Here is a 26,736-nt window from a genome sequence, read left to right on the forward strand (position 1 = left end):
TACTTATAGATCATTTAAAAAATCGAGTAATGTTAAAAATTTTTGCCGATCGCGGTGGTACATTCACAGATATTGTAGCTGTTACGAATAATAGCTGCATCGCAGACAGACTATCAACACATCCCGAACGTTTTCTCATCGTTCCCTTACCTAACCAACAATGGGTGATAGTTTATAAATTACTTTCAGAAAATCCCGAACAATATCAAGACGCAGCAATTCAAGGAATTCGCGATATTATCGGTCTTTCAGGTAACGAACCGATTCCCGCAGAAGCCATAGAAGTAGTAAAAATGGGTACAACAGTTGCTACAAATGCACTGTTAGAAAGAAAAGGCGATCGCCTAGCCCTTATTATTACTAAAGGCTTTAAAGATGCCTTACGAATAGGTTATCAAAATCGTCCTAATATCTTTGCCCGTCACATCATTTTACCAACGATGCTTTACGAGCAGGTAATTGAAGTTGATGAACGATATGATGCTCATGGTCAAGAATTAAAGCCTGTAAATATAGAACAAGTAAAAAACGACTTACAAACAATTTATAATACAGGAATTCGCAGTTGTGCAATTGTTTTTATGCACAGCGATCGCTATCCCCACCACGAACAACAAGTTGCCGAATTCGCGCAACAAATCGGATTTACACAAATATCCGTATCACATCAAGTTAGCCCTTTAATGAAATTGGTATGCCGAGGAGATACAACAGTCGTAGATGCTTATTTAACTCCGATTCTGCGTCGCTATGTCAACCAAGTAGCTAGTCAGTTACCCAAAGTTAGATTAATGTTTATGAAATCTGATGGAGGTTTAACTGATGCACAACAATTTCAAGGTAAAGATAGTATTCTAAGTGGTCCGGCTGGGGGAATTGTCGGTGCAGTTCAAACTAGCAAAAGAGCGGGATTCGACTCAATAATTACCTTTGATATGGGTGGAACAAGTACAGATGTTGCCCACTATAAAGGAGAGTATGAACGAGAATTCAATTCAGAGATTGCGGGAGCGAGAATGCGAGTTCCCGTATTAGCGATTAATACAATTGCGGCTGGTGGGGGTTCAATTTTATTTTTTGATAATTCTAGTTATCATGTGGGACCTGAATCCGCTGGTTCAAATCCTGGACCTGCTTCTTACCGTCGTGGTGGAGCTTTAGCGGTAACAGATGCTAATGTCATGTTAGGCAAAATTCACCCGCAATATTTTCCTTCTGTTTTTGGAATTGGTGGGAATTTGCCTTTAGATAAAGATATTGTTATTGAGAAATTTACAGAATTAGCCCAAGAGATTGCAACTGTTACAAAAAATGCTCGGACACCTGAACAAGTAGCAGCGGGATTTATAGCGATCGCTGTGGAAAATATGGCGAATGCGATTAAAAAAATCAGTCTCCAAAGAGGTTATGATATCACTGAATATGTACTTTGTTGTTTTGGTGGTGCAGGAGCGCAAGTTGCTTGTTTAATTGCCGATACTTTGGGAATGAAAAAGATATTTTTACATCCTTATGCTGGAGTTCTTTCTGCTTATGGAATGGGTTTAGCTGATGTGCGATCGATTAGAGAAGCAGGAATAGAACAGCCTTTAACCCAAGCATTAATTCCGCAATTACAGAAGTTAATGCAGAGTTTGGAAGTTCAAGGGAGGGAAGAGTTTCAAACGCAAAGTAACGCAGAGGAAAGCGCAGAGGTACGCGGAGGTTATGAAGAGGAGTTAGTTAGAAAGGTTAATTTAAAGTATGAGGGGACTAATTCCATTTTGGCGGTAAATTTTGATTTGGATGTGGTGAGAATGCGGGAGGATTTTGAGATTGAACATAAATCTCGCTATGGTTTTATTCAATTAGAGAAAAGCTTAATAGTTGAATCGGTTTCAGTAGAAGTAATTCAGAAGATGGATACTCCGGAAGAACCTTTAATTACTCGGAAGCGTCCTCTAGATGAAATCCCCACATCTGTTGAGACAGTACGCATGTTTAACGCTGATAAATGGCATGATACACCCGTTTATCGACGAGAAGATTTACAGCCAGAAGATAGCATTAGTGGACCAGCAATTATTGTCGAAAAAATTAGCACGATTGTAGTTGAGCCATTATGGGAAGCGAGATTAACTGAACGCAATCATTTAATTTTAGAACGTATTTAGTTATTCGTAGTAAGCACCTCAGTGCTTAAGAAAACGCTTACATTGATTAATTCATCACGTTTCATCTGTATTTGTCGGATAATTATCAATGTCAGTTCCCTTGAAATAAACCTAAATAGAAGTTAAATGTCACCTTACCTTTATCCGGTCATTGAAACCGCAGAAATAGAAACTACATTCTCAGAATTAGCAGAACAATGGCAACGTGAAACAGGAATGCTCTCCGTTACCTCCAAAATATCAATCACATTTATGGTGTCCAGATTAAAAAACAGCGATTTTTTTTCTGTTCTATAATGTTTGCACCTAGCCGATAGTAAAAACTCAGTCCGCGAGTGTTGCGAGCATCAGTATTCCAAGCCAAATGGGTACAGTCATTGTTCTTCGCAACTTGAGCTAAATGGCTCATCAATGCGGCTCCTGCTCCCTGACTTCTCATATCTTCATCCACATACAAATCATCAAGCCAGATACTCGGTTGACCTGCAAACGATGAGTATCTGAATCCATATAAAGCAAATCCAACCACACGCTTTGAGGTTTCAGCAAATAAAACGTAGGAGAAAGGTACTGCTCTAAAAATTGTTTTATGTATTTTATCTTCAGTGACTTGAATTACACCAGAATAAGCACCAATTTCTCTATCAAACTCAGACTTTTTTTGGATGAAGGAATAAATTAGTGGTACATCATCAGGTGTAGTAGTCCGAACCTTCATTAAATTAATCTCAATCACTTTAGTAGCTAATCTTAGCAAATATAGGAGTCAAAAATGTATACAACATCTCAACCCGACCCAGTTCGCTTAGAAATCTTCAAAAACCTCTATCAATTTATCGCCGAACAAATGGGGATTGTTCTGCAAAACACGGCAGCATCGGTAAATATCAAAGAACGCCTAGATTTCTCCTGCGCTATTTTTGATTCTTCTGGATTATTAGTAGCTAATGCCCCCCACATTCCTGTACATTTAGGTTCAATGAGTGAAAGTGTTCGCAGTTTAATTAACGATAAAGGCGACACTTTAAAACCAGGAAATGTCTATCTATCAAATAATCCCTACAATGGGGGAACGCATCTTCCTGATGTAACTGCAATTACCGCCGTTTTTGACGAAGATGGAAAACAAGTTATTTTTTACGTTGCTTCTCGCGGACACCAAGCAGATATCGGTGGAATTACTCCCGGTTCAATGCCTCCTCACAGCACCACGGTAGAAGAAGAAGGAATTTTATTTGATAATTTTCTCTTAGTTGAAGAGGGTAATTTTCAAGAAACATTAGCACGGCAGCATCTTTCAAATCATATCTATCCTGCTCGTAACCCAGACCAAAATATAGCTGATTTTAAAGCACAAATTGCCGCCAATGAAAGGGGAGTGCAAGAACTGCGAAAAATAATTTCTCAATACGGACTTGAGACAGTTCAAACTTACATGAAATTTGTGCAAGATAATGCAGAAGAAGCAGTTAGACGAGCGATTGATGTTTTAAAAGACGGCGAATTTACCTATGAGATGGATAGCCAAGCCCAAATTCAAGTTAAAGTAACAATTGACCGAATAAATCGCAGCGCTCTTATTGATTTTACAGGCACATCAAAGCAGCTAAATAGTAACTTCAACGCTCCCAAAGCAGTAACTCAAGCAGCAGTGTTATATGTCTTTCGGACTTTGGTTGATGATAATATTCCCCTCAATGCCGGCTGTCTTAACCCTTTAGAAATTATTATCCCTGAAGGCTGTATGCTGAATCCAACTTATCCAGCAGCAGTAGTTGCGGGTAATGTGGAGACTTCCCAAACCATTGTCGATGCTTTATATGGTGCTTTGGGGGTGATGGCTGCATCTGCGGGAACAATGAATAATTTTACATTTGGAAGCGATCGCTATCAATATTATGAAACCATTTGCGGCGGTTCGGGCGCCGGGATTGATTTTGATGGAACTGATGGTGTCCAAACTCACATGACAAACTCCCGCCTCACCGATCCAGAGGTCTTAGAAACCCGCTATCCTGTACTTTTAGAAAGTTTTAGTCTTCGTTGTGATAGCGGCGGTAAAGGAAAATATTCGGGCGGAAATGGAGTGATTCGCCGGATCAAGTTTCTCGAACCGATGACAGCTAATATTCTCTCCGGACATCGATTTGTTCGTCCCTTTGGCTTAAATGGTGGAGAAGCCGCACTAGTAGGACGCAACTGGATACAACGTCAGAATGGAACTCAAGAGAATTTAGATAGCACAGCAACGGTAGAAATGCAACCAGGGGATGTTTTTGTGATTGAAACCCCTGGTGGTGGCGGATTTGGTCAAGTTTCCGCGAAGAATGGATAAATACACGTAGAGACGTTCCGGCGGAACGTCTCTACAAGGGTTTCGATCAACGCATAATTAATTTCTACACCTATGTCTATTATTAATTACTCAAAATTTCTAATTTCACTGCGGCAACACCACTGCTAATCATTCCTAATTCTCTTGCCGCACTTAGAGAAAGGTCAATTACTCGACCGCGAATAAATGGACCCCGGTCATTAATTCGCACGACTACAGAACGACCATTGCCAGTGTTGGTGACACGAACTCGTGTACCAAAAGGCAAGCTGCGATGAGCTGCGGTCAATCCTTGAGGATTAAATCTCTCACCAGTTGCAGTCCGATTACCACCTTCATAGCTGTAATATGAAGCCATACCTTTAGAGGTGGCTTGCACTTTCCCAGTAGCATTTTGCTGGGGTTGCTTTTTCACCTCCTGCGGTTTTGTAGCTGGTTGTTGTGGCTGTTTAATCGGTTCCTGGGGTGGAAGTGCGATACTAGTAATCTGGTTTTGGTTTAAAGCATGAGCGACATCAATTAGTCTCCGCAAGCGATTGGTGGCTTGCATCGCATCTTGTGACAGGTTATTGGTTGTATCTGGTAGACGTGTTGTTTTGCCATCGATTTTTACCAGTTCTTCCCCATTGACTTTGATGATATAGCTGTCTGCTTTCCAACTGACTGTAATTTGACTGGCATCAACTTTGTCTGTGATTAATTGATTGATTTTAGTAGCGAGTGCGATCGCTCTTTCATCTGAGTTGCTAATATCCGCTTCACTCACAAAGGTAAGAAACGGAATATTACGGATATACAGCGTTGTCGCCTGACGACCTGCTAAGTTATGAGAATGAATTTGAGTAACCATATCACGGGAAATAAGTTTTTCCCTGATCGATTGCGGCTTTTTCACATTCACCCCATCATTACCAGTTGTCTCGTCCGGAGTGGTAGAATTTCCGTTGGTTGTTGCAGCACGACTAACTGACGGTAGCCCCAAAACAGTTGTTGACAAAGCGACAACAGACCACAATTGCGTTTGTTTCATGTATCCGATTTTTTAAGGAACTGAACAACTGCGATTTTGATTGCTGGGATGTTCCACTGAATGAAAGTAACATCACCTGATAACTCAAACTTCGCTTTTTCTTTTGTTTAGTAGTCACTGCAACACCTGAAGACTAGCCTTGAGATTTGAAAACTAACATCTTAGCTTCAACTTGGCTAATTTAGCAAAATATAGTGGTAGTTGGCAAGCTAAAAATGTTACAAAAAATGATTATGCGTGCGTAAGCCTTTTTTATTTGTTCAACAGGTCGCCAAGATTGTTTCCCCGACTTAAGCGTGTGCAAGTCTAAGAGAGGAATGGCGCTCCGGGACTATGAGTCTGGGGACTGGGGAAAAGGCACTTCCGTTTTCTTTAAAACTCGTGTGTGGGTCCCAATCCCCTTCCAAGTAGGGAAAGTGTCCCCAGTCCCTAATCCCCAGACTCATAGTCCCTTTTTCAAATTAAAATTTGACCGACTTATGCATAGATACGAAAAAACTAGGTTAATGAACAACGCTTAATGCCTGAAACGACGATTTTTGGCGGATAAACCTAATTTATGTCTAAATATTCAACTTTATTTATTGAAGTTGGGTAAAACTGATATTTTGCATCAATCCCAATAACGCCCTTAGAATTCATTCTAAGGCTAATAGTTAAAGTCGTCTAAAAACGACTAGGTAAAGGTTTTAGAGTAATCCAAGAAATAAATGATCCAAAATGCTGGGATAAGAGTGGGCTTGAGTATAGTTTACGGTATTGCTTTAAAAGCAGTTGATAGAAAAGCTTGAACATTTCCTTCTACTGTCCCGCTGCCAAAAGCTGATAAATGTTACGGTTTTAAAGGCTATTTACCTTAATTCTTTATAGATAAAAATTTTTTTTATTTTTAATTACATAATACCCAGATTAACAATGAGTTAACGATTAGATAAGCAATGGTAAAACTTAGGGATTTTCCTAGTGAGCATGATATGTTTACAAGTCGAATAAAGTATTCAAGGAACATAAACTATCCTTAATCTTGCTCCTGTATATTTGTTTTTTAAAGGCAGATTAATTACCATATCTGGCAGTATATCTGCTAGTAAAAATTGACATTATTGATAGCAAAAATGGTTTTTAGGGTAATGATTCTATCTATTCACATGAAGGGGCAGTCCAATGACTAAATTTACACGAAGGCAGCTACTGGCTTTTTTTGGAGCGAGTGCTGGTGCAGCTGTGCTAGCTCCTGCTTTTGGGAAAGAACCGTTTGGCAGCAATTTTGGCATTGCTAATGCGGTTAAACCCCTGAGATTTACGCCGATGCGTTTACCTCATCCTTTACCGATTTACACAGAGCAAAACAGCTACTTACCAACAGGAATTGAGCAAGGAGAGGTATTAGAAGCGTCTGCCGATGCACGGTTAAGTAGCTACACCATACTTGACGATGTTGTAGTACCACCGGAATATGAACGGTACTTAATTGTGAGTTGGGGCGATCGCGTCTTCCCCAACCAAGAAGATTACTTTGGCTACAACAGCGACTACACCAGCTTTGTTCCCATTGATGGTAGAAGCCTCAATGACGGCTACCTTTGGAACAATCACGAATACGTCGGCTATCCATTTTTATTTGTTACACCCGAAACCCCAAGTGATTTAGCGGCATTTCCTACAGCTTACTCCGCAGTTATTGGACAAAATTTACCAGAAGACAGAACTAGTATCGAAGTCTTGGGTGAATTCATGTATAACATAGGCGGTTCTGTCGTGCGGATTTCTCGCGGAAACCCCAGTGGACGTTTTAGAGTTGTGCGTGACCGCAAGAACCGTCGCATCCACGGACTTTCCGGTTTAGGGATCAATAGCGAACGTACTGATGCTTATAGAAACGTCACCTCCTGGGGTTCCAAGAGCTATCAAAAAGGAGACGACAATTATCTAATTGGCACTGGACCTGCTGCTACCGAAGTCTTTCCTCTGAGTTCTGACGGACTGGGTAACAAAATTATCGGCACCGGATACAACTGTTCTGGTGGCACAACTCCTTGGGGAACAATCTTAACTGCTGAGGAGAACTTCCAAGGTAGTACAGCCTTTTTCGTTGGAGTCACCGAACCTGTTAACGACAACGGCACTCAGACAGGCTACATCAACGGCACCACGGGAGCGGCATTTGGCTTGGTTGGCGAAAAATACGGCTATATGGTGGAAATCGATCCAGATAACCCGAATTTCCGTCCTCGCAAACACACTGCTTTGGGTCGCTACCGCCATGAAAATATTGCCATGCGGGTGGAACCTAGAAAACGATTAGTTGCCTACCTGGGTGATGACCGACGCGGTGGTCATACTTGGAAGTTTGTCAGTTCTGGTAGAGTCAACAATCCCACAGATAAAAGGAACAGCCGCTTATTTGAAGACGGTACTCTCTATGTCGCTCGTTACAATGCTAACGGTACGGGTGAATGGATTCCCTTAAAATTAGATACTCCCACCAATCCGATTCCGCCGTCGGTGCTTGCTTCAGTAGAAATTGCGGCATTAGGTAGAGCTACCAGCAATGGTAATACCCCAATTCGGCTTTTGGAACCTTCAGGAAATAGTGTATCTGTCAGCGTTCTGACGACTAATGAAGCCGAAATTCTGCCTGCTTATGAAGGTAAGAAACTGTCAGATTTCTACACTAGTCAAGGCGCTGTGCTAGTTGATGCTTTCTTGGCAGCCAATCTCATCGGTGCAACTCCTACAGCTCGTCCTGAAGATATTGAAATCAATCCCAGAAACCCCAGAGAAGTATTTATCGCTTACACAGATGGTGCTCCCGGAAGTGATGGATATCCTGATTCGAGAATCTTTGTAGTTTCCAAGTATAGTTCTGATGTCAATGCCGGACAGCCTTCAGGGGAACTTTTTAAGATTATCGAAGATAGCGCTGATAGCACAGGTACAACCTTCCGTTGGGAGCTATTTGCTAAAGGTGGAGAAGCGGGGGCAGAACCTGGAAATGGCTTTGCCAATGTAGATAATCTTGCCTTCGATGATCAAGGTAATATTTGGGGCGTGACTGATATGTCCACTGGCTCCCACAATGGCTTTAATGTCGGTGCTGCCGGCACTCCATTACAAATAGACCACAGGGTAGTAGGTGCTAACTCCCCCAGTCAGATTGACTCTAATCTCAATGTTCAGACTTCTAGCTTGATTGGGGTTTTTGGCAATAACTGGCTGTTTTACATTCCTACCATTGGTCCCGATGCTGGGGAGATTGTACCTTTTGCTTATGGACCACCACGCTGTGAGATGACCGGACCTACTTTCGTTGGGAATACACTGATTATTTCCATACAGCACCCCGGTGAACAGGTTCCATTCACCCCTCAGCAAACCCTCAGCCGAGATATTGAGATGTTGAACTTGGATGGCACTTTGTTCACCCAAAGACGCAGTGTACCTCGTGGCAGTAACTGGCCCAGTAATCTTGAGGGCAATCCCCAAGGACCACCACGTCCAGGAGTGATTGGGATTCGACGCAAACAGTCGAAAGGTCGTTTTGTTTAGTTAGACGTTTGTTTTAGGTTGAATCTCGATAGGGGAAGCACGCGATCGCGTGCTTCCCCTATTTTTTTGTGTCTATATATCTTTTTTATATCTAATATATGTATTTGTTATGACTCTTTTCCTTGAAAACAAAGCTGAGTTCTTTGATGTAGCCGAATAATTTTATACTGCTTGTCAGGGGATCACGATATTAACAGCAAGTATTAATTAAAACTTATCTCCCAAATCATTCTACATATATAACAATTTGTCAAAAAGTATTAAGAAATTCTTATTAAAAAATATTGCAGCTACTTGATTTAGTTGTTAGTGTGTGTAAGTGAAACGATTTGGGTGAATGCTCGTATTTAGGAGAAGTGTAACCTATGAGCTATATCCATCTTTAGGAATGAAAGCGAGTAAATTCTGGCTTGAATGGTAATTATGAGGTATTACAAAAAATTAGCGCCTGATTTATCTCGTTTCTAAGAACTTAGTTACTTTCATATTTCAATCAATTCTTGATTATTGTCTTACCCGTCGAGAAACTTCGGAGTTTTGATTTTTTTCTTGACAATAAACACCGTAAGACCAAAAATTTGGAGATGAAAAACTGATGAATATACAAGGAAAGGTAGCCTTAGTTACAGGGGCTTCCCGTGGAATTGGGCGAGCGATCGCACTAGAATTAGCACAACAAGGCATGAAGCGGTTGATACTCATGGCACGCGATCGCGCCAAATTAGTTGAAGTAGCCCAAGAAATTGAGGCAATGGGTGTCAGCGCGGTAATCGTACCGATAGACTTAACCAAACCGACTGCTGTAAATATTGCCGTTGCCCAACTTTGGCGAAATCATGGTCCGATTCATTTGCTAGTTAATTGTGCCGGTATCGCTTACCAAAACTCATTTCTGCAATCTAAACTACCGCAAGTTCAGGAAGAAATTTCTCTGAATTTATTGGGAACCTACACCCTAACTCATTTGGTAGCGCGACGCATGGCAAGCCAAAGACAAGGGACAATCATTAATGTTTCCAGCTTGATGGGTAAAATAGCTGCACCGACGATGGCGACTTATTCAGCTACCAAATTTGCCATTTTAGGATTTACCCAGGCACTGCGCCAAGAACTCGCACAATACAATATTGACGTAAAAGCCTTATTGCCTTCACTGACAGACACAGACATGGTGCGCGATATGCAATTATTTCGCTGGGTGATCCCCATGTCTCCCCAAGAAGTAGCGCAAGTACTCGTTGCCGGATTGTCAAAAAATTCATCAGAAATCTTAGTTGGTTGGCAAAGTCATTTGGCTGTTTGGTGTCAACGTCTTGCACCTTGGCTGCTGGAGTTTATTTTAAAGTTGGCAACTCCACCAAAGCAAGTAGCCAGAAGACATCAGCTTTATCAAAAACGGGTAGGACTAATGCAGAGATTGAGTTTGTGGACAAGCGATCGCTTTTTGTCGAGAAATACAATTTCTTTTGCGTCTGCACGTAAAGGCTGATACATCGGTATAGACGTTCCATCGGAACGTCTATACCATGATTTGCGCTAAAGACGTTCCCCCGGAACGTCTCTACAATAATTTGCGGTAGAGACGTTTCGGTGAAACGTCTCCTTTGATGGTTTGCGCTAAAGACGTTCCATCGGAACGTCTCTACTAGTGGTTGGGTTTTTCGATAGGAAAATTTTCCGGATGATGTTCGTCAGATTCCCATTTTACAGGGTTGTTAATAATATATTCCCTAATTCGGTTGAGAGATTCTTCATCACGAATAATACAGTCATGAAATCTAGTTTGCCATTTAAATTCTGTAAATCCAGCAATCCAAATTTGCTTTGTACAAACCGATTTAAATTGACCAATTATTGAACCTAAAGAATTAGATTGTAATCGTGGCACATTATTCGTAGAGACGTTCCGGTGGAACGTCTCTACCTGCGGGAACGTCTCTACAACGGGGTTGTTAATAATCAAAATACCGTGCATTTCAAGAAGGCAGAAGGCATTCGTGCTGAGGGCAGAAGGAACCAATTGGGAGGGGTCACAATCCCCTCCCAATTGGAGGCTCCCAATATCGTTGCATTTGGGAGGGGCTTCAGACCCTTACTCCTTTCAGTCGTGGGCAGAGGACACTTATACATTCCTTCTGCCTCCTGCCTTCTGCCCTCTGCCTTTCCCGGTGATTTGGCATTATCACCCATGCATCTAATTGGACATTAGAGCGAATTTGTGATGTTTTCTGCCATTCTTCAGCAATAATTTCTCCTATTTGCGATAACTGCATTTCACCATCAATTATTTCGCCAAAGAAAAATTGTCGATTATGGGTGCAAATAGTAATAAAATAATAGCCATCAGATGTATAATCCCATTTTGAACATCGCACTGTTTCAATACGGTATTTATTTTTATATAGGGTCATAAATCGCAAAATCCAATTGTCGCAATTATTACATTGGTAGAGACGTTCCGGCGGAACGTCTTTACCATGATTTGTGCAAAAGACGTTTCATCGGAACGTCTCTACCATGATTTGTGCAAAAGACGTTTCATCGGAACGTCTCTACCATGATTTGTGCAAAAGACGTTCCATCAGAACGTCTCTACGACTAACGTAATTTTGTCAGGCTGTGATGTCTTCGGTATTATTGCTAGGATTATTCAATTAAAAATAAAGACGTTCTAGTGGAACGTCTCTACAAGCGATTCATTAAGATATAAGCTGTTGAGTTAGAAAAACAATCCAAAATACAAGATATTTAGATATAACTCGTTTCGGAGCTAACCAAAAATGCCTTCCCCAACAATCAGCTTCACGACTTTACCGGAAATCATTGATGGTTTGCCCAATATTTCTGGTTGGGAAACAGAGGTGCTTGATGTAGTCAACCGTGATGCACCTGTATTTTTGCCAACAACAAACCTACGGTTAGAAGATATAACCGGAACTTTTGCGATCGCACTCCACATGCATCAACCAACGATCCCCGCAGGACATGATGGTGGATTTATCAGCAATCTGCAATATATGTTTGAACATCCAAATGTTGGGGATAATCATAATGCGACGCCTTTTGCATATTGTTACAGTCGCATGGGCGATTTTATACCCGAACTTGTCAGCCAAGGTTGCAATCCTCGCGTCATGCTAGATTATTCTGGGAATTTGTTGTGGGGATTGCGACAAATGGGACGCGAGGATATTTTAAATAACCTGAAGCGGATAACATGCGATCGCACCTATCAACCTTATGTAGAATGGCTCGGTACAATGTGGAGCCATGCTGTAGTTCCTTCTACACCTATCCCAGATATTAAACTGCATATTTTAGCATGGCAACATCACTTTGCCGCGATTTTTGGTTGGGAAGCATTAGCACGAGTCAAAGGCTTTTCACCTCCAGAAATGCACCTACCAAATCACCCCGATACTCTCTTTGAATTTGTTAAAGCGTTGAAAGAATCTGGCTATCGTTGGCTATTAGTTCAAGAACATTCTGTAGAAACTCTTGACGGTCAATCTCTCGCTCACAAACATTTACCACATCGTTTGATTGCTCGCAATTCCCAAGGCGAAACAATTAGTATCACAGCTTTAATTAAAACTCAAGGTTCAGATACTAAATTAGTTGCTCAAATGCAACCTTATTATGAAGCTAAAACATTATCTAAACAACAATTAGGTAGTGTAAATATCCCGCCAATAGTTAGTCAAATCGGCGATGGTGAAAATGGCGGAGTGATGATGAATGAATTTCCCAGCGCTTTTAAACAAGCTTGGCATCAAATCGGCAAAACAGGCACTGTTGGTGTGACAGGAACAGAATATTTAGAATTAATTGAAGCTGCTGGTTGTAAAAGTGAAGATTATCCAACTTGTCAGCCGATAGGACAATCTCAAATTTGGCAGCGAGTTTCATCTGAGAATATTCAACCGGGAGAAGTCGAAAAAGCAATTCAAGAAATCAAGCAAATTAATTCAAATTTTCACATGGATGGAGCTTCTTGGACTAATCATATCAGTTGGGTAAATGGATATGAAAATGTTATCAGTCCGATGAATCAACTTAGTAGTTTATTTCATCAAAAAGTTGATTCCAGCCTTACCAGAGATTCTCATTACCGCAGCGCTTTGCTACACAACTTATTGTTGCAAACAAGCTGTTTTCGCTATTGGGGACAAGGTGCTTGGACTGATTATGCTCGTGAAATTTACCAACGTGGTGAAAAGTTGCTGAAATAAAACTAGAAAATCTCAAAACAGGAAGGATTCGTGAGGTCAAATGACACAAATTTTACCAAAACTAATAACCTTTGACGAATTTGTTGAGTGGATACCAGAAAACTCACCGAAGCGTTATGAATTGTACAATGGGGTAATAGTGTCGTAAAGACGTTCCGCCGGAACGTCTCTACAATATGTGTGATTTGTCGGACTTGATATAATGTCTGTTTAATTAACATTAATCAAAACCTACCTACTGTCGTAAAGACGTTCCAGCGGAACGTCTCTACAATATGTGTGATTTGTCGGACTTGATATAATGTCTGTTTAATTAACAGTCGTAAAGACGTTCCACTGGAACGTCTCTACAATATGTGTAGTTTGTCGGACTTGGTATAACAAAATAATCAAACTAAAGGTAAGATAATTTCAATTTCTGTACCGATGCCAAATTGGGAATTGAAATTAAACTTACCTCCATGTTTTGCGGTTATAATTTGATAACTTATTGCTAAACTAGTTTCTTTATTAGCACGTTTTTCAACAGAAAAAGACTCAATAATTTGCTGTTGTAACTCCAGAGGTATTCCGGGACTATTATCAGCGATGCGAATGGAAACCCAACGAGAATCAGGTGCGTCAGATTTTGTCGCCTCCTGTGAAATAACTTCTGTAGTAATTTCAATTTTTGGTTTGTGATTTGTATTAGTATTAAACTGTTGTCGCACAGTTTCATCAAGCAATGCATCAACAGCTTGACTCAAAATATTCATCAATACCTGGCTCAACTGCCCCACAAAGCAATATACTGGGGGCAGATTACCATAATGTTTGACAATTTTAATTTCTCCTTTAATTTGGCTGTTAATTAACAATAAAATATTATTTATGCAAGTATGTAAATCTGCTGGTTTAGGATAAAGTTCGTCGATGTGACAAAAATTTTGCAAACTGGTAACAAGTTTTTTTAATCTTTCTGCACCGGTGTGGATACTCTTCAGCGCTTTTGATAAATCTTGTTCTAAAAAATCAAATTCAATATCTTCTTTAATATCGATTATTTCTGTAGATGCTAATGGTAACTCTTTGTCGTAAGCTTGTATCAATTTCAGCAAGCCTTGGCTGTAATTTGAGACATAAGTTAAGTTACCCCAAATAAAACCCACCGGATCTAAAATTTCATGTGCTACTCCGTCTACCAAGCGTCCCAGACTTGCCATTTTATCATTTTGAATCATTTTAGCTTGACTGCGTTCATAGCGCACCTGAGTTTCGATTCCGCGAATTTGCCAAGAGGCAATGCCCAATTCTTGTATATCTAATAACTTGTAAGTATCAGGTGCTGTTTTGACGATGACTGGTTCTGCCAAAACTTCAGGCGATCGCCTGAATGCAATTTGCATCGCGCTCAAAATCGGCGTACTATCAGGAAGTAACAAAATCCCTGTCCGAGCATAGCTGTAGATAATACTTAACGGCTCAGTAAAAAATAAATCTTTTGCGTGGGGACGAATCAAAAATTCCAGCAGTCCTCGTCGGGAAATCATACCAATAAATTTTCCCTGTTCTAGCAAGATTGCTCCAGGTAGCAGCGGGTATTTTTCAAAGTATTCAGCAATTTCTGTGCCAGTACAGCTAATTTCCACGCCGAAGTTGTATAGTGGCAGTTCCTGGAGAGTTGACTCTATACCGAGATTGCGATCGCTACCCTCAGATAATATTGGCGGTAATATTTGCGAATTGAATTCCTGTTCCACTCAAAACCCTGGTTTGTACAAAGACAGCTTAAAGACTGAAAGCTAACCAATAGGCTAACATTTTTGCCTATGTCTGGGGGGAGTGGGGGACAAGGGGGACAAGGGGGAAAAGGGGGACAAGGGGGACAAGCAACCACTAACAACCAACAACCAATAACCAACTACTAACAACTAATAGCTTTGGCAACAAGTTGAGTTTGTTTAGTTGCTTGGGGAACTAAACCTGTTAGGGTTGCAAGTTTTGCTGCTACGAAGTCTGGAACTTGCGCTTCTGCACCTTTTGCTAAATAACAATCCTGTAGTGCTAACAGGAAACCTTTGATTAACTCAATATCTGATATGGCTTCGGCTTGAGCGAGAAAATTGTGCCAGGAGGTTTTATCATTTCCGTAAGAGTCTAGCAGGTATAAGCCGGCGAGATATTCTGCTAGGGGATCGAGGGCAAAGCGAATTTTATCTTCTGCGGAACCGATAATGTCAATTAGGTGCAAGCGTTTTTTTAGATGTTCCAAACGTGCTTCGGCGTTATCATGAGCATCGAGTGCAGCTAAAACATCATTAAGTATGGCAGTTGTGGGACGAAAAGTTTGCTTGAGACATTCCCAGGCGATCGCTTTGGCATCTCGTTGTACTGTACGATTATCTGGTTCGTTTTCGGTTGCACCTCGGTTAAGTTCGTTGAGGTACGCTAGCATCAAATCGGGTATATTATTCGGTAAATCAATCGCTGTACCTTCTTTAATAGCAATCATCTGTTCCGCGTAAAGTTTCGCCAGCAACACTGTGATGTTGCGTTGCCCTACCATTAAAGAAAGACGACGACATGCATCAAAATACTCTGGATCGTCGAATAAATTACGCTTGCCTCGCTGCGTCAAGTATGCTTCCATAAAAGATGATAAGCGATCGCCTGCAACCCGCAACGGTTTAATTGTGGTTTTCGGTATTTCGTCCAGCTTTTCCTCAAGTCGGGAAGTGACAATTAACGCATTCGCTGTAAAATCTGGATCTCCTGGGCGAATTTGCTTGCGTGTACCTTCGCTCATTTCCGACAAGTGATCCACAATTACTAGAATACGCCGTTGCCGCAGCAGATGTGCGAGTAATTCGTCAGCGATGGGTTCTGGTTCCCCAATTAAAGCTTGAAGTTGTCCGCAAATAGCTTCTGTTAAAGGTTCTTCCCCTGCTGCCACATCAAAGTCTAATTCTTGTTCAATTAAAACTGGCAGCATTTTATGTTGACTGATGCGTTGATTTGCATCGTCAGACATTGCCCACACTGCCAACTGACAAGCCAAACTAGTTTTACCTGCTCCACCTTCCCCCCAAAGTAGTAAAGTTGCGCGTTTTTTATCGAAAGTCGGTTGTAAATCTTTGCCGGTGAGGTGAGCGATGTTATTTTTATCTAGAATAACGGGAATGGGGACGTGAACAAAGCGATCGCTTACCGTTTTCTTCTTACCAAATCCCTCTTTAGCCGAGTCGATGTGTGCAGTAACCCAAGCATCAAGCACTCTGGGGCGATAATTAAAAAATTCAATAAATAGTAAAGTGCGGATGGGTAAAGTTCCCCCACCCAGGATATCAGGTAATTTAAAGCTGGAGAATGGTTTCAGGGCGTTGTTGATGTGTAAAAGCCACAGGGGACGCAAGCGCAGCAGTGCGAACCAGAGAGAGGGGACAAAGATAATGTAAATGAGCGCACCTGTTACCCAAGGATGTTTAACCATCCATTGTAAAGTGCGATCGATGAAGCGGGAGTCTTTTTCTTTTTTTAGGAGATAGAGCGATCGGCGTAAAGGTGCTTTTTGTCTGTCTGTAAAGTTATCTTTGAGGTCATCCGCAGCTTTTAAAGCTTTTTCTAAGTTAGATATGCCTTTGTCTAAATCTGTGCTGGATAGCTTACTGGCATTATCTTGATAGCTTTCAGCGATACGTCCTAAACCAGAAATAGCATAATCTTTAACCTTAAAAGTATCGTTAGAAGCAACATCATTATCTTTTAAAGCTTGAATAAGTGCGGGAACAGCCGATGCTGCTTTTTCACCAATGCTTCCCAAGGCATCGGCAGCGTATGAGCGAACATCTGCCTCTTTATCATTCTTCAAAGCTTCAATAAGTGCGGGAACAGCCGATGCTGCTTTTTCACCAATCCTTCCCAAGGCAGAAGCAGCAGATGAGCGAACATATGCGTCTTTATCCTTCTTCAAAGCTTCAGTGAGTGCGGGAACTGCCGATGCTGCTTTTTCACCAATCCTTCCCAAGGCTTTGGCAGCATTTAAGCGAACATCTGCCTCTTTATGATTCTTCAAAGCTTCAGCAAGTGCGGGAACTGCCGATGCTGCTTCTTTCCCAATCATTCCCAAGGCTTCGGTAGCAGATGAGCGAACATTTGCTTCTTTATCATTCTTCAAAGCTTCAGCAAGTGCGGGAACTGCCGATGCTGCTTTTTCACCAATGCTTCCCAAGGTATAGGCAGCATTTGAGCGAACACCTGCCTCTTTATCATTCTTTAAAGTATCAGTGAGTGCGGGAACTGCCGATGCTACTTTTTCACCAATGCTTCCCAAGGTATAGGCAGCCCTGTAGCGAACACCTGCCTCTTTATCATTCTTCAAAGCTTCAGCAAGTGCGGGAACTGCCGATGCTGCTTTTTCACCAATCTGTCTTAAGGCATCGGCAGCAGATTTGCGAACATATGCTTCCTTATCCTTCTTCAAAGCTTCAGCAAGTGCGGGAACTGCCGATGCTGCTTTTTCACCAATGCTTCCCAAAGCAGAGGCAGCTAAGTAGCGAACATTTGCCTCTTTATCATTCTTCAAACCTTCAATAAGTGCAGGAACAGCCGATGCTGCTTTTTCACCAATGCTTCCCAAAGCAGAGGCAGCGCTTGAGCGAACTTTTGGGTTCTTGTTCTGCAACGCTTTAACTAAATAGGGAACAGCTTTTAAGCCAAGTTTCTGCAAGGGTTTAAAGGCTTTTTCAGATTCAGCATCATTACCCAACTTCTCAATATAAGAATTAATCTCAGTGTTGCTGACATCTTGCGTCCATCCTTTGCTTATCGGCAGCACAGACAATGAAAGGCACGAAAAAGAAAGCGCCATAACTGCGAAAAATCTCGGAAGCGTGCTGTTGCCCATCAGTATACCTCTGAACAGGAGGGGGAAATTACTGATAATCTACATCAACATTGCTCACTTTTCTGCAAAACTGCTGAAACAATGCATTGGATTTGCCCTCACCGATGCGTTGTAATTCCTTAGACCACTCTTAGCCTACTACTGTTATTAAATCAGCATCATCTAATTTTTCAAACAAATCTGTAACTTGTAATTCAATTGTGTTAACCATGATTTTTAAGTATTCGTAGAAAAACATTACGCACTAGCGCACTTAAAATATTTTTATACATTTATTTCTGGATAGCAATCAAGCTGCTGATAGGCTATGAAGCTACAAATCAGATCGAAAAATCGGTCAAACATAAATAAGTCTCAAACTAACGTGCTAGCATAACAGCAAATTAACTTTTACTTCATTATGGAAAGTCGAATTAACAAACGCACCCATAGCGATTACACCCAAAGCGCCGCTTACCTTCCTAAACAACTAGTAAAAAATTTCAAACAGTTATCTCTGGAATTAGAAATCGGACATAGTGAGGCGATGGAAGAGGCAATAAAAATGTGGTGTGATGCGGCGAAGGCAAAAGTAAATCAACGTAGATGAGAAATTCTCGGTATCCTACTTCGGAACAAAGTCTAATTTGTTTTATCCTCAGCCAAAATCTAACAACGTTTCTACTACCTATTTTTATAGTCAGGCTAGATGAACGAACGGGAAACATCTATATCTTGGCTGGAGAAGAAACCGGAATTGTAATCAACCGTAATGGTAAATGGAGATACGACGAATGAGTGAGCTTAACTTTGCAAAAATGAGTAAAACTGAGTTAAAACGCTATCTGCTAGAGCATCGCAACGATACAGAAGCGTTTCATGCATTAATGGACAAAATTAACGCAGAACCTAACCAAAAGTTTTACACGATAGATGAGGTTGATGTACTACAGGAACTAATAGAAGCAAAACGACACTCAAAAGAGAATCAGTGAAAATCAACAGGCACGGACGCGCCAAAATTCTCACTACTCAGGGGTCAATACGGTTCGGTTAAGGCAAGAGACGCAAGGGAATCGCCGTCTCTACAAAGGACTTATTATTGTAAAAACGGCGATTCCCTTGCGTCTTTGTGATCTATAATTTTGATCAAAAAATCTTATCCGAACCGTATTGGGAGAGGGGTAGGGGTGAGGTAGATCGCAGAAAATCGCATATTATTTAATTTTCTTTTCTCAGCAAAGAAAGCACTTTTACCACAATATCGATTTAATCAATTTATAACCTCCAGCCTTGAATCCTAACCATAAGTGGAAAATTACAAATATAACTACTATAGGGATGGTTGCAAAGTGAACTACTCGCAAAGCTTGCCAGCTACCGAGAATGCCAGGTATCCAATGAAACTGAGCAGGTTTATACATGCCGATACCGCTCAGTATAGCTAGCAAAAGAATCGGAATGATCACAGTGTATGCTAATCGATGCCAGACATAGATTATGCGTTTTGGGTTTTGACTCGTTTGCAGTGCTTTCAAGTCATTAACAGCAACAAAGCGACGTTTCCAACGTTGGGTAATAAAAATGTATATCCCGTACCAAAGTAAATTTAGCGCAAACAGCCACATAGCCGCAAAATGCCAGTGTCTACCCGCACCTAACCATCCTCCGAGCAAAAATACAGTTGGAAAGCGCCAACCCCCACGTCCACCAAAAACCGGATTAGCATTATAAATCTGTAGTCCACTGGTAATCATTAACAACAAAGCAATGATATTGACCCAGTGAAATATCTTGGCTAAAAGAGCCTGACTTGGTTGTTTAGGTCGTGATTTTTTGGAAGGAGTAGAGGCAGTCATAGGTATTTTCTCTTTTAATAAATTTTAAAGTGGTAAACGGGGAAAAAATGGAGCTAGCCAAAGTTGAACTTTTACGTCCCAACCTAAAAGAATAGCGATCGCACTACCGGCAATCATGACTCCGCCGACTCTTTGCAAAATCATACTATGCGATCGCATCTTTTTCAGCAGATTTTCACTCAAACGACGACTTCCGTAAGCAAGTGCAATCATTGGTAATGCTGCCCCTATTCCATAGACAACCAGCAAAACAAAAGCATCTGCAATCTGATGTTTAACTGCTGCCAAAACTAAAATACTTCCTAAAACAGGTCCTGCACAAGGTGTCCACAACAAGCCTAGTTGAGTTCCTAGCCAAAACTCTCCCTTTAATCCTATCTGCCCAGGCTTCCTGGTACTTCTACCTATTTTTATATAACTGAATAAACGGTAACTCCATTTAGGAAAAACTGCGAGAATTCCCATGAATAAAAGCAGGAAAATCGCTAAATTTCTTAGCCCATTAGATAAAAAAGTCAACCAGCTTGCCGTCACTCCCAAAAGACTGCCGGCTATAGCAAATCCACTTACTAACCCTGCAACCAAAGCGACAGGACCATACTTGTGAGACTGAAGCGATCGACCCACTAACACTGGCAGAATAGGTAGAACACAAGGAGACATTACAGTTAAAAATCCCCCCAACAGTGCCAAACCTGCCGTAGATAAAGTAGAAATAGCCACATTCTTTATCCTAATAACTGACGGATTTTCTGCTCAGTTGTATCATAAGCTCCTTCTCCTATACGGTCATATTGCACGAACCCCTGACGGTCTGCCAAAAATAGATGAGGCCAATACTGGTTGTTATAGGCTTGCCAAGTTTTATAATCGTTATCGATGGGAACCGGATAAGTAATTTTGTGTTCTTTCAATGCTCTTTTGACATTGTTTACATCCCGTTCGTATCCAAACTCAGGAGTATGAACTCCTATTACCTGGAGTCCTTTACTAGCAAATTGTTCATGCCAACGAACAACATAAGGAATAGTTCGCTGACAATTGATGCAGGCAAAAGTCCAAATGTGAATTAATACAACTTTCCCTTTCAAGTCTTGAGTCGTTAAAGGAGCAGAATTCAGCCATTGACTTATGCCCTGAAATTCTGGTAAAGCCTTAGCTGAAGACTGTGCCGCAACAACAGTTGCCGGAGATGAGTTGTTCGGATTATTATTTAAAGGAGTAGAGCTATCAGCTTTTTTTGAAGCTAAGTCAATGATTGGTTTTCCACACCCACTTAGCATAGCTCCAATCCCAAAGTAATAAAGCAACTGGCGTCGTCGAAAAAGGTTCTTATTCATTGTTTTATACTGATGTGTTTGTCACTTAATATAAAACTAATTTCTCATCTAAATATTAAAAATACACGATAAATATGCTGAGAAAATGCTGAGAAATTATTCTTGACGTTAGCTGCTTACCAAGGGAGGGGGAAAGGGGAAAGGAAAAAAGGGGAAAGGATGGAGTTGTTGAAGATACGCATAAAGTTTTTCCTTACATGAACCCTTGATGATGAGAATAGCCGATCGCGTTGCAACAGTGCGGCGTAGCGCGTACAGAGTCTGCGATCGCCTGCCTGAAATTCATTGACTGATTCTTAATTTTTACTTTATAATATTTAGCTGCCTCTTAGGGGTATTTATGCCAACATTTTCGACTACTGAGGCGATCGCGTAGAACAAAAAATCGCGCTTCTGTTTAAAAACTGTAAATTTTTGATGAAGATACGTCGAAGTGAACACTCAATCTAGGGAAATTACTGTAAGTCTTTAAAGATCCATTATGAAAAATGATATTTTTAAGTAGTTACGCCTAGAATGGGAACCATTTTGAAACTCAACCAATCTAGCACAACTATAATCTCGTAAGAAAGAAGAAATATTTTTCCCCCTGCTCCCCCAACTTTGTTTAAGTAATGTTTAATGATTTCTATCTGTTTTTGATCCCCATTTCGATAAAATAGCTGGGGATCACCTGAAAACTCACACCGCTTTGATCAGCGACACACATGAATCAACTGAACAATGGTTTCACCCTATTTCTTAGTCTACTAGTAGAGGCGATACCGTTTTTATTGCTAGGGGTATTGTTCTCCAGTTTGCTGTTATTGTTTGTGGATGAGCGCAAATTGGTGGCAATAATGCCGAAAAATCCGCTGTTGGGTGCATTTGCCGGGAGTTTGATCGGCTTTTTGTTTCCGGTTTGTGAGTGCGGCAACGTGCCGGTAGCGCGACGGTTACTGATGCAAGGAGTACCTACATCGGTAGCAATTGGTTTTTTGCTGGCAGCACCAACTGTTAACCCAATTGTGATTTGGGCAACTTGGACAGCATTTCGAGATCAGCCAGAAATAGTGGTGTTACGAGTCGTGTTTTCACTATTAATTGCCACGATAATCGGGTTTGTCTTTAGTTTTCAGAAAGATTTGAGTCCGATTTTGCAACCAGCGATCGCTCGTTATCTAAAGTTTAATCCACCACGCAAACCAGAACTCAAACGGCGAAATCATCGTTCGCAAGCAACTTCCTCTGGTTTATTACAGTCAGGGACTTATTTTTTAGGAGGAAAAGCCGGTTCAAGCATTAGGATAGATAGCAATTTAATGCAGGGGACTGAGCCAACTTCTAGCCCCAGCAAACCGCTAAAAGATAAACTACGGCTATTGCTAGATAATGTCGTCCAAGAATTGCGAGAATTAGGCGCAGTGATGGTTATCGGCAGTGCGATCGCCGCAGCAATTCAAGTCTTAGCCCCCCGTGACTTAATACTCAGTCTGGGTGCGGGTCCGGTTAGCTCAATCACTACCATGCTGATATTAGCGGCTGTTGTATCAATTTGCTCCACAGTCGATTCATTCTTTGCCCTATCTTTTGCTTCCACATTTACGAGTGGTTCATTATTAGCATTCCTCGTATATGGTCCGATGATTGACATTAAAGGTGTTGGTTTGATGTTAACAATTTTCAAGCCACGAACTGTATTTTACTTATTTAGCTTGGCAGGACTCTTGACATTTTTGCTGACACTTTTCATCAACTTGCACGTAATTTAAACAAGTTGATAGTTGTTAAGTTGATAGTTGTTGGTGGTTAGTAGGTAGTGGATAATTGTTAAGAGTAATTTTTCATAAATAACAATTAACAATGCCCAATGCCCCATGCCCCATGCCCCATGCCCTACTTTGACCAATGACCACCCCAAATCTAAAACCTCAAAAATCAAATTTGTTACTTCCTTGGCTGGATGTTATAGCAATTGCAGCTTGGGGAATTTTATTGTTGAAATACTGGCTGACTGGCAAGCTAAATTTGTTGATTCATCCGAATTATTTTTGGTTAGCGATCGCTAGCGGTATCAGCTTACTAATTATCGCTTTTTTCAGAGGACAAGAACTGTGGCGACGACGACGCCACAATATTGTACCTAGTACCGAGCATATAAATTTATTTCCCCCTGGTTGGGGTAGTGCTTTGGTATTAACAGCGGCAATTCTCGGATTAATTTTTACACCGCAAGTCTTTGCTAGCGATCAAGCACTGCAACGCGATGTCAGTGAATTATTGGGAACATCTCGGATTAAACCTCAAGCATTTAGTGCTTCCACTCCTCCAGAGAAGCGATCGCTTGTAGATTGGGTACGCGAACTTAATGTTTATCCAGAACCAGATAAATATTCAGGACAAAAAGCCAAAGTGCAAGGATTTGTGATTCATCCACCAAATTTACAAAAAGATTATTTTTTCTTAGGTAAATTTGTTCTGACTTGTTGTGCAGCAGACGCTTATCCTGTAGGATTACCCGTCAAATTAACTCCAAATAGCGAACAATACAAACCTGACACTTGGCTAGAAGTAGAAGGACAAATGGTGACAGAAACACTGTCCGGCAAACGTCAACTCACCATCGCTGCTAATTCCATAAAAAAAATTCCCCAACCAAAAGATCCGTATAGTTATTAGTTAGTTGTTGGTTAATTGTTAGTTGTTATTTGTTATTTGTTGGTGGATAGTTGCTAATTACTATCTACTAACGACCATCCACCATCCACTATCTACTAACCACTAACCACCATCCACTAACAACTATCCACTAACAACTATCCACTATCCAATGACCAATTTTAAAGCCTCTATCCAACCGCTAGATCGTGCGGCGATCGCCCTAATGCTCCTACTCTGTTTGGTGATAGGAGTAATGATATTGCAAGGTGACGTGGTAACATCCCGTGTGCGAGACTTTACCTGGCAACATCAAGAAACTGAGACAAAAGATTTATCCTTAACCAATTCCAATTGGGAAAATCAACAAATTGGGGCAGAATATAACCGTTTTTCCCTTTCTTTTAGTCGTCCAATGGACACAAAAAGCGTTGAGCAAAACTTGAAAATTGACCCTCCCTTAGCAGGCAAATTTAGTTGGGCAGGGCGGAAAATGTTTTATACTCTTTTGACACCGGCACCCTATGGTACAACTTATAAAGTGCAGTTACAAGGTGCAAAAGATAAGTTTGCCGAAAAAGAAGGAAAAAAACGGACGAACGCACCTTTTGTAGCTAACTTTCGCACACGCGATCGCGTCATGCTTTATATAGGAACAGACAAAGAAGAAAAGGGACGATTAGTTCTCTATAATTTGACTGAAGACCAAAACAAAATACTGACTCCCAAAGATTTGGTAGTGATGGACTATAAGCCATTTCCAGAAGGAGACAAAATTATATTTTCGGCTCGCACATCATCAAGTCAAGACTTACTTTCGGCGCAGATATATACAGTAACCACAGGCATTTCTTTACAAGCAAAAAAACAAGCTGAACCGGCAGGTAAAGTTGACCTAATTTTAGATAATAAAGACTTTCAAAACTTAAAATTTGACGTATCTCAGGATGGACAAACAATTGTCATTCAGCGAGGAAATAGAGCAAGTCCTGGTGACTTTGGGCTGTGGTTTATGCCAGCAAACACTAAACCAGGAGAAAAACCCAATTTGAAACGCGTGCAGAGTCCACCAGGGGGAGATTTTACGATCACCGCAAATAGTCAATCTGTAGCAGTTGCCCAAGGAGAGGGAACAGCGATTTTACCTCTAAAAGCAGATGGTAGTAAACCCCTAGCTTATTTCCCACAATTTGGCTTGGTGCAGGCTTTTTCTAAAGACGGTTCTCAAGCAGCAATGGTGAAGTTTAATACAGATTACACGCGAGATTTATTTTTAGTCACAAATCAAGGTGTCAACAAACTACTGTTAAAAACTACAGGCTCAATTATTCAGTGTCAGTTTGATAGTGCCTCACCCACTTTATATTGCTTGGTAACACAGCTATTACAAGGAGGAGAATTATATCAAGAACAGCCATATTTAGTGGCAATTGACATACAAACTGTGCAACAGAAACCACTGTTCGTGTTACCCCCCGCTCAACGCAATGTGGAAATGAGTTTAGCACCGGATGGTTTAGGCTTGTTATTTGACCAAGTAGTACCTCAAGATCCGAACACTCCCCCATCACAGGGAAACACATTGAGAAGCGATGACGGAGAAGCGATCGCTACTAGTAGTTTATGGTTAATGCCTCTGTTACCCATCACTGACGCCGGAACAACTACCGAAATCAAACCAGAACAACTTCCCTTAACTGGATTTCACCCCAGCTGGCTACCTTAAATTCGTACAGGACTTACGCAAAATCCCTCTCAAACTCTCATTCCTCTGTGTTCTCTGTGTTCTCTGTGGTTCGTTTTCCGTTATTCTTGCGTAAGTCCTATCGTAGTGAGCGGTTTACCGCTCATCTCCAGTCAGGAAACAGGTAATCAAGTTGCCAATTCAGCGTCTCAAAAGTCATGAACGATAGCCAAATCAAAATTCTGTTTCTCACAGCCGATCCTAGTGACGAATCTCGGTTACGCTTAGGGCAAGAATTGCGCGATATTAAAGCAAGGCTGCGTAAAGAGCCAGGAAAGTTTCAAATAGAACAGCATGAGTCAGTTCGTGTTGGGGATATCACAGACGCTATATTTGAGCTTGAACCGCAGATTGTGCATTTTTCCGGACATGGTAAAAGTACCGGCGAATTGTGCTTTGAGAATGAAGTCGGCAAAGTTCAGCCAGTCAAGCCTGATGCTTTAGCAGCAATGTTTAAATTATTTGCACAAAGCATTAATTGTGTGGTAATGAATGCCTGCTATTCGGAAATTCAAGCTGAAGCAATCGCCGAACATATTCCGTTTGTGATTGGGATGAATGACGCCATTGGAGATAAAGCAGCGATCGCTTTTGCAGTTGGTTTTTATAAGGCTTTAGCCGCAAACCGTTCAATTGAAGACGCTTATGAGTTTGGCTGTGTAGAAATTCGACTACAAGGCATTCCAGAACATCTTAAACCAGTTATTTATTATAAAAAAAATATTTCTGTCCAAGAGGTGATGCCTAAACCAACAAACTTAACCCCAGGACAACGACGACGAATTTTACAGGAACTTGAGAGCCTTCAAGAACAGTACAATCTGTTAAGCGAGAAACTTAAGCATCTAAGGATAGATTTAGCAATTCAAGCTGGTGCTAGTGTAAAGTTTCAGTTGGAAAAGGAGAAGGAACGAACTGAAAATCAAATAAAACAACTTTCTCAACAGATTGAGGAGCTAGAAAACAAACTTCAATAATCGCAATTTCTGAATGGAA

22 protein-coding genes and 1 pseudogene are annotated in these 26,736 nt (G+C 41.1%); 13 read left to right on the forward strand and 10 right to left on the reverse strand.

Translation table 11 applies throughout. The annotated features are described in order from the left end of the window. Positions 1-29 precede the first annotated feature (29 nt). Entirely contained in the window at positions 30-2,153 is a 2,124-nt protein-coding gene (locus TOL9009_RS0120145) for a hydantoinase/oxoprolinase family protein (RefSeq protein WP_029634376.1), read from the forward strand. Positions 2,154-2,403: 250 nt separating this feature from the next. On the opposite strand, the gene TOL9009_RS0120150 is transcribed toward TOL9009_RS0120145, so the two are convergent. Next, entirely contained in the window at positions 2,404-2,871 is a 468-nt protein-coding gene (locus TOL9009_RS0120150) for a GNAT family N-acetyltransferase (protein ID WP_029634377.1), read from the reverse strand. 54 nt (positions 2,872-2,925) lie between these two features. Between TOL9009_RS0120150 and TOL9009_RS0120155 the strand changes: the two genes are divergently transcribed. After that, positions 2,926-4,488: a hydantoinase B/oxoprolinase family protein gene (locus TOL9009_RS0120155; RefSeq protein ID WP_029634378.1), complete on the forward strand. Its 1,563-nt coding sequence runs from the start codon at positions 2,926-2,928 to the stop codon at positions 4,486-4,488. Between the two features lie 82 nt (positions 4,489-4,570). Here the strand turns inward: TOL9009_RS0120155 and TOL9009_RS0120160 are convergent, their stop codons facing one another. Further along, positions 4,571-5,518, reverse strand: a complete 948-nt coding sequence (locus TOL9009_RS0120160) for a septal ring lytic transglycosylase RlpA family protein (protein ID WP_051502964.1) — start codon at positions 5,516-5,518, stop codon at positions 4,571-4,573. Positions 5,519-6,682: 1,164 nt separating this feature from the next. On the opposite strand from TOL9009_RS0120160, the gene TOL9009_RS0120165 reads away from it, so the two are divergent. Both TOL9009_RS0120165 and TOL9009_RS0120170 read left to right on the forward strand, forming a co-directional pair. Next, complete coding sequence (locus TOL9009_RS0120165) at positions 6,683-9,067, forward strand: PhoX family protein (RefSeq protein WP_029634380.1); 2,385 nt, start codon at positions 6,683-6,685, stop codon at positions 9,065-9,067. Positions 9,068-9,662: 595 nt separating this feature from the next. Continuing rightward, positions 9,663-10,556, forward strand: coding sequence for an SDR family NAD(P)-dependent oxidoreductase (locus TOL9009_RS0120170; protein ID WP_029634381.1), 894 nt, complete (start codon positions 9,663-9,665; stop codon positions 10,554-10,556). A 156-nt stretch (positions 10,557-10,712) separates the two neighbouring features. Here TOL9009_RS0120170 and TOL9009_RS39850 read toward each other — a convergent pair whose 3' ends face one another. Together TOL9009_RS39850 and TOL9009_RS45895 are read right to left on the reverse strand one after the other, a co-directional pair. Further along, positions 10,713-10,955 carry a hypothetical protein gene (locus TOL9009_RS39850; protein WP_029634382.1) on the reverse strand — a complete coding sequence of 81 codons (243 nt, stop codon included), beginning with the start codon at positions 10,953-10,955 and terminating at the stop codon, positions 10,713-10,715. Positions 10,956-11,151: 196 nt separating this feature from the next. After that, positions 11,152-11,478, reverse strand: a complete 327-nt coding sequence (locus TOL9009_RS45895; RefSeq protein WP_144238283.1) for a hypothetical protein — start codon at positions 11,476-11,478, stop codon at positions 11,152-11,154. Between the two features lie 369 nt (positions 11,479-11,847). Here TOL9009_RS45895 and TOL9009_RS0120185 point away from each other — a divergent pair, with 369 nt between their 5' ends. Continuing rightward, a complete protein-coding gene (locus TOL9009_RS0120185) occupies positions 11,848-13,299 on the forward strand; it encodes a hypothetical protein (RefSeq protein WP_029634384.1) in 1,452 nt (483 codons plus the stop codon). Positions 13,300-13,339: 40 nt separating this feature from the next. Further along, a pseudogene (locus tag TOL9009_RS49505) lies at positions 13,340-13,441 on the forward strand (Uma2 family endonuclease); the annotation flags it as partial. Between the two features lie 247 nt (positions 13,442-13,688). On the opposite strand, the gene TOL9009_RS0120190 reads toward TOL9009_RS49505, so the two are convergent. Beyond that, positions 13,689-15,038: a sensor histidine kinase gene (locus TOL9009_RS0120190; RefSeq protein ID WP_029634385.1), complete on the reverse strand. Its 1,350-nt coding sequence runs from the start codon at positions 15,036-15,038 to the stop codon at positions 13,689-13,691. Between the two features lie 164 nt (positions 15,039-15,202). After that, the gene (locus tag TOL9009_RS39855; protein WP_084763264.1) at positions 15,203-18,181 is read right to left on the reverse strand and encodes a HEAT repeat domain-containing protein; all 2,979 of its coding nucleotides are present in this window, start codon (positions 18,179-18,181) and stop codon (positions 15,203-15,205) included. Between the two features lie 400 nt (positions 18,182-18,581). On the opposite strand from TOL9009_RS39855, the gene TOL9009_RS0120210 reads away from it, so the two are divergent. Genes TOL9009_RS0120210 through TOL9009_RS0120220 form a run of 3 tightly spaced genes read left to right on the forward strand, consistent with a single transcriptional unit; the run spans position 18,582 to position 19,155 of the window. Beyond that, positions 18,582-18,770, forward strand: a complete 189-nt coding sequence (locus TOL9009_RS0120210; protein WP_029634386.1) for a hypothetical protein — start codon at positions 18,582-18,584, stop codon at positions 18,768-18,770. Then, positions 18,767-18,958: a DUF6888 family protein gene (locus TOL9009_RS0120215; protein ID WP_029634387.1), complete on the forward strand. Its 192-nt coding sequence runs from the start codon at positions 18,767-18,769 to the stop codon at positions 18,956-18,958. Before TOL9009_RS0120210 ends, TOL9009_RS0120215 begins: the two co-directional genes overlap by 4 nt. Further along, positions 18,955-19,155 carry a DUF6887 family protein gene (locus TOL9009_RS0120220; RefSeq protein WP_029634388.1) on the forward strand — a complete coding sequence of 67 codons (201 nt, stop codon included), beginning with the start codon at positions 18,955-18,957 and terminating at the stop codon, positions 19,153-19,155. The genes TOL9009_RS0120215 and TOL9009_RS0120220 overlap by 4 nt, the downstream gene beginning before the upstream one ends. Before the next feature lie 258 nt (positions 19,156-19,413). Here the strand turns inward: TOL9009_RS0120220 and TOL9009_RS0120225 are convergent, their stop codons facing one another. From TOL9009_RS0120225 to TOL9009_RS0120235, 3 genes are read right to left on the reverse strand one after another with little or no spacing between them, the layout of a single operon-like run. Next, entirely contained in the window at positions 19,414-20,019 is a 606-nt protein-coding gene (locus TOL9009_RS0120225; protein ID WP_029634389.1) for a cytochrome b/b6 domain-containing protein, read from the reverse strand. Positions 20,020-20,043: 24 nt separating this feature from the next. Beyond that, a complete protein-coding gene (locus tag TOL9009_RS0120230) occupies positions 20,044-20,742 on the reverse strand; it encodes a cytochrome c biogenesis CcdA family protein (protein WP_029634390.1) in 699 nt (232 codons plus the stop codon). 5 nt (positions 20,743-20,747) lie between these two features. Next, entirely contained in the window at positions 20,748-21,359 is a 612-nt protein-coding gene (locus TOL9009_RS0120235) for a thioredoxin family protein (protein ID WP_029634391.1), read from the reverse strand. Between the two features lie 707 nt (positions 21,360-22,066). On the opposite strand from TOL9009_RS0120235, the gene TOL9009_RS0120240 reads away from it, so the two are divergent. Continuing rightward, positions 22,067-23,110: a permease gene (locus TOL9009_RS0120240; RefSeq protein WP_029634392.1), complete on the forward strand. Its 1,044-nt coding sequence runs from the start codon at positions 22,067-22,069 to the stop codon at positions 23,108-23,110. On the opposite strand, the gene TOL9009_RS47515 is transcribed toward TOL9009_RS0120240, so the two are convergent. After that, positions 23,107-23,280, reverse strand: a complete 174-nt coding sequence (locus TOL9009_RS47515) for a hypothetical protein (protein WP_186227716.1) — start codon at positions 23,278-23,280, stop codon at positions 23,107-23,109. The genes TOL9009_RS0120240 and TOL9009_RS47515 overlap by 4 nt on opposite strands. Here TOL9009_RS47515 and TOL9009_RS0120245 point away from each other — a divergent pair. From TOL9009_RS0120245 to TOL9009_RS0120255, 3 genes are all read left to right on the forward strand, one after another. Beyond that, positions 23,247-24,017, forward strand: a complete 771-nt coding sequence (locus tag TOL9009_RS0120245) for a TIGR03943 family putative permease subunit (protein WP_029634393.1) — start codon at positions 23,247-23,249, stop codon at positions 24,015-24,017. The genes TOL9009_RS47515 and TOL9009_RS0120245 overlap by 34 nt on opposite strands. 151 nt (positions 24,018-24,168) lie before the next feature. Continuing rightward, on the forward strand, positions 24,169-25,722 hold the full coding sequence (locus TOL9009_RS0120250) for a hypothetical protein (RefSeq protein WP_029634394.1): 1,554 nt from the start codon (positions 24,169-24,171) through the stop codon (positions 25,720-25,722). A gap of 176 nt (positions 25,723-25,898) precedes the next feature. After that, positions 25,899-26,717 (forward strand): CHAT domain-containing protein, encoded by an 819-nt coding sequence (locus tag TOL9009_RS0120255; RefSeq protein WP_029634395.1) that lies wholly within the window; start codon positions 25,899-25,901, stop codon positions 26,715-26,717. Positions 26,718-26,736: the final 19 nt, after the last annotated feature.

This window comes from [Scytonema hofmanni] UTEX 2349 (genome assembly GCF_000582685.1).
GTDB lineage: Bacteria > Cyanobacteriota > Cyanobacteriia > Cyanobacteriales > Nostocaceae > Hassallia > Hassallia hofmanni.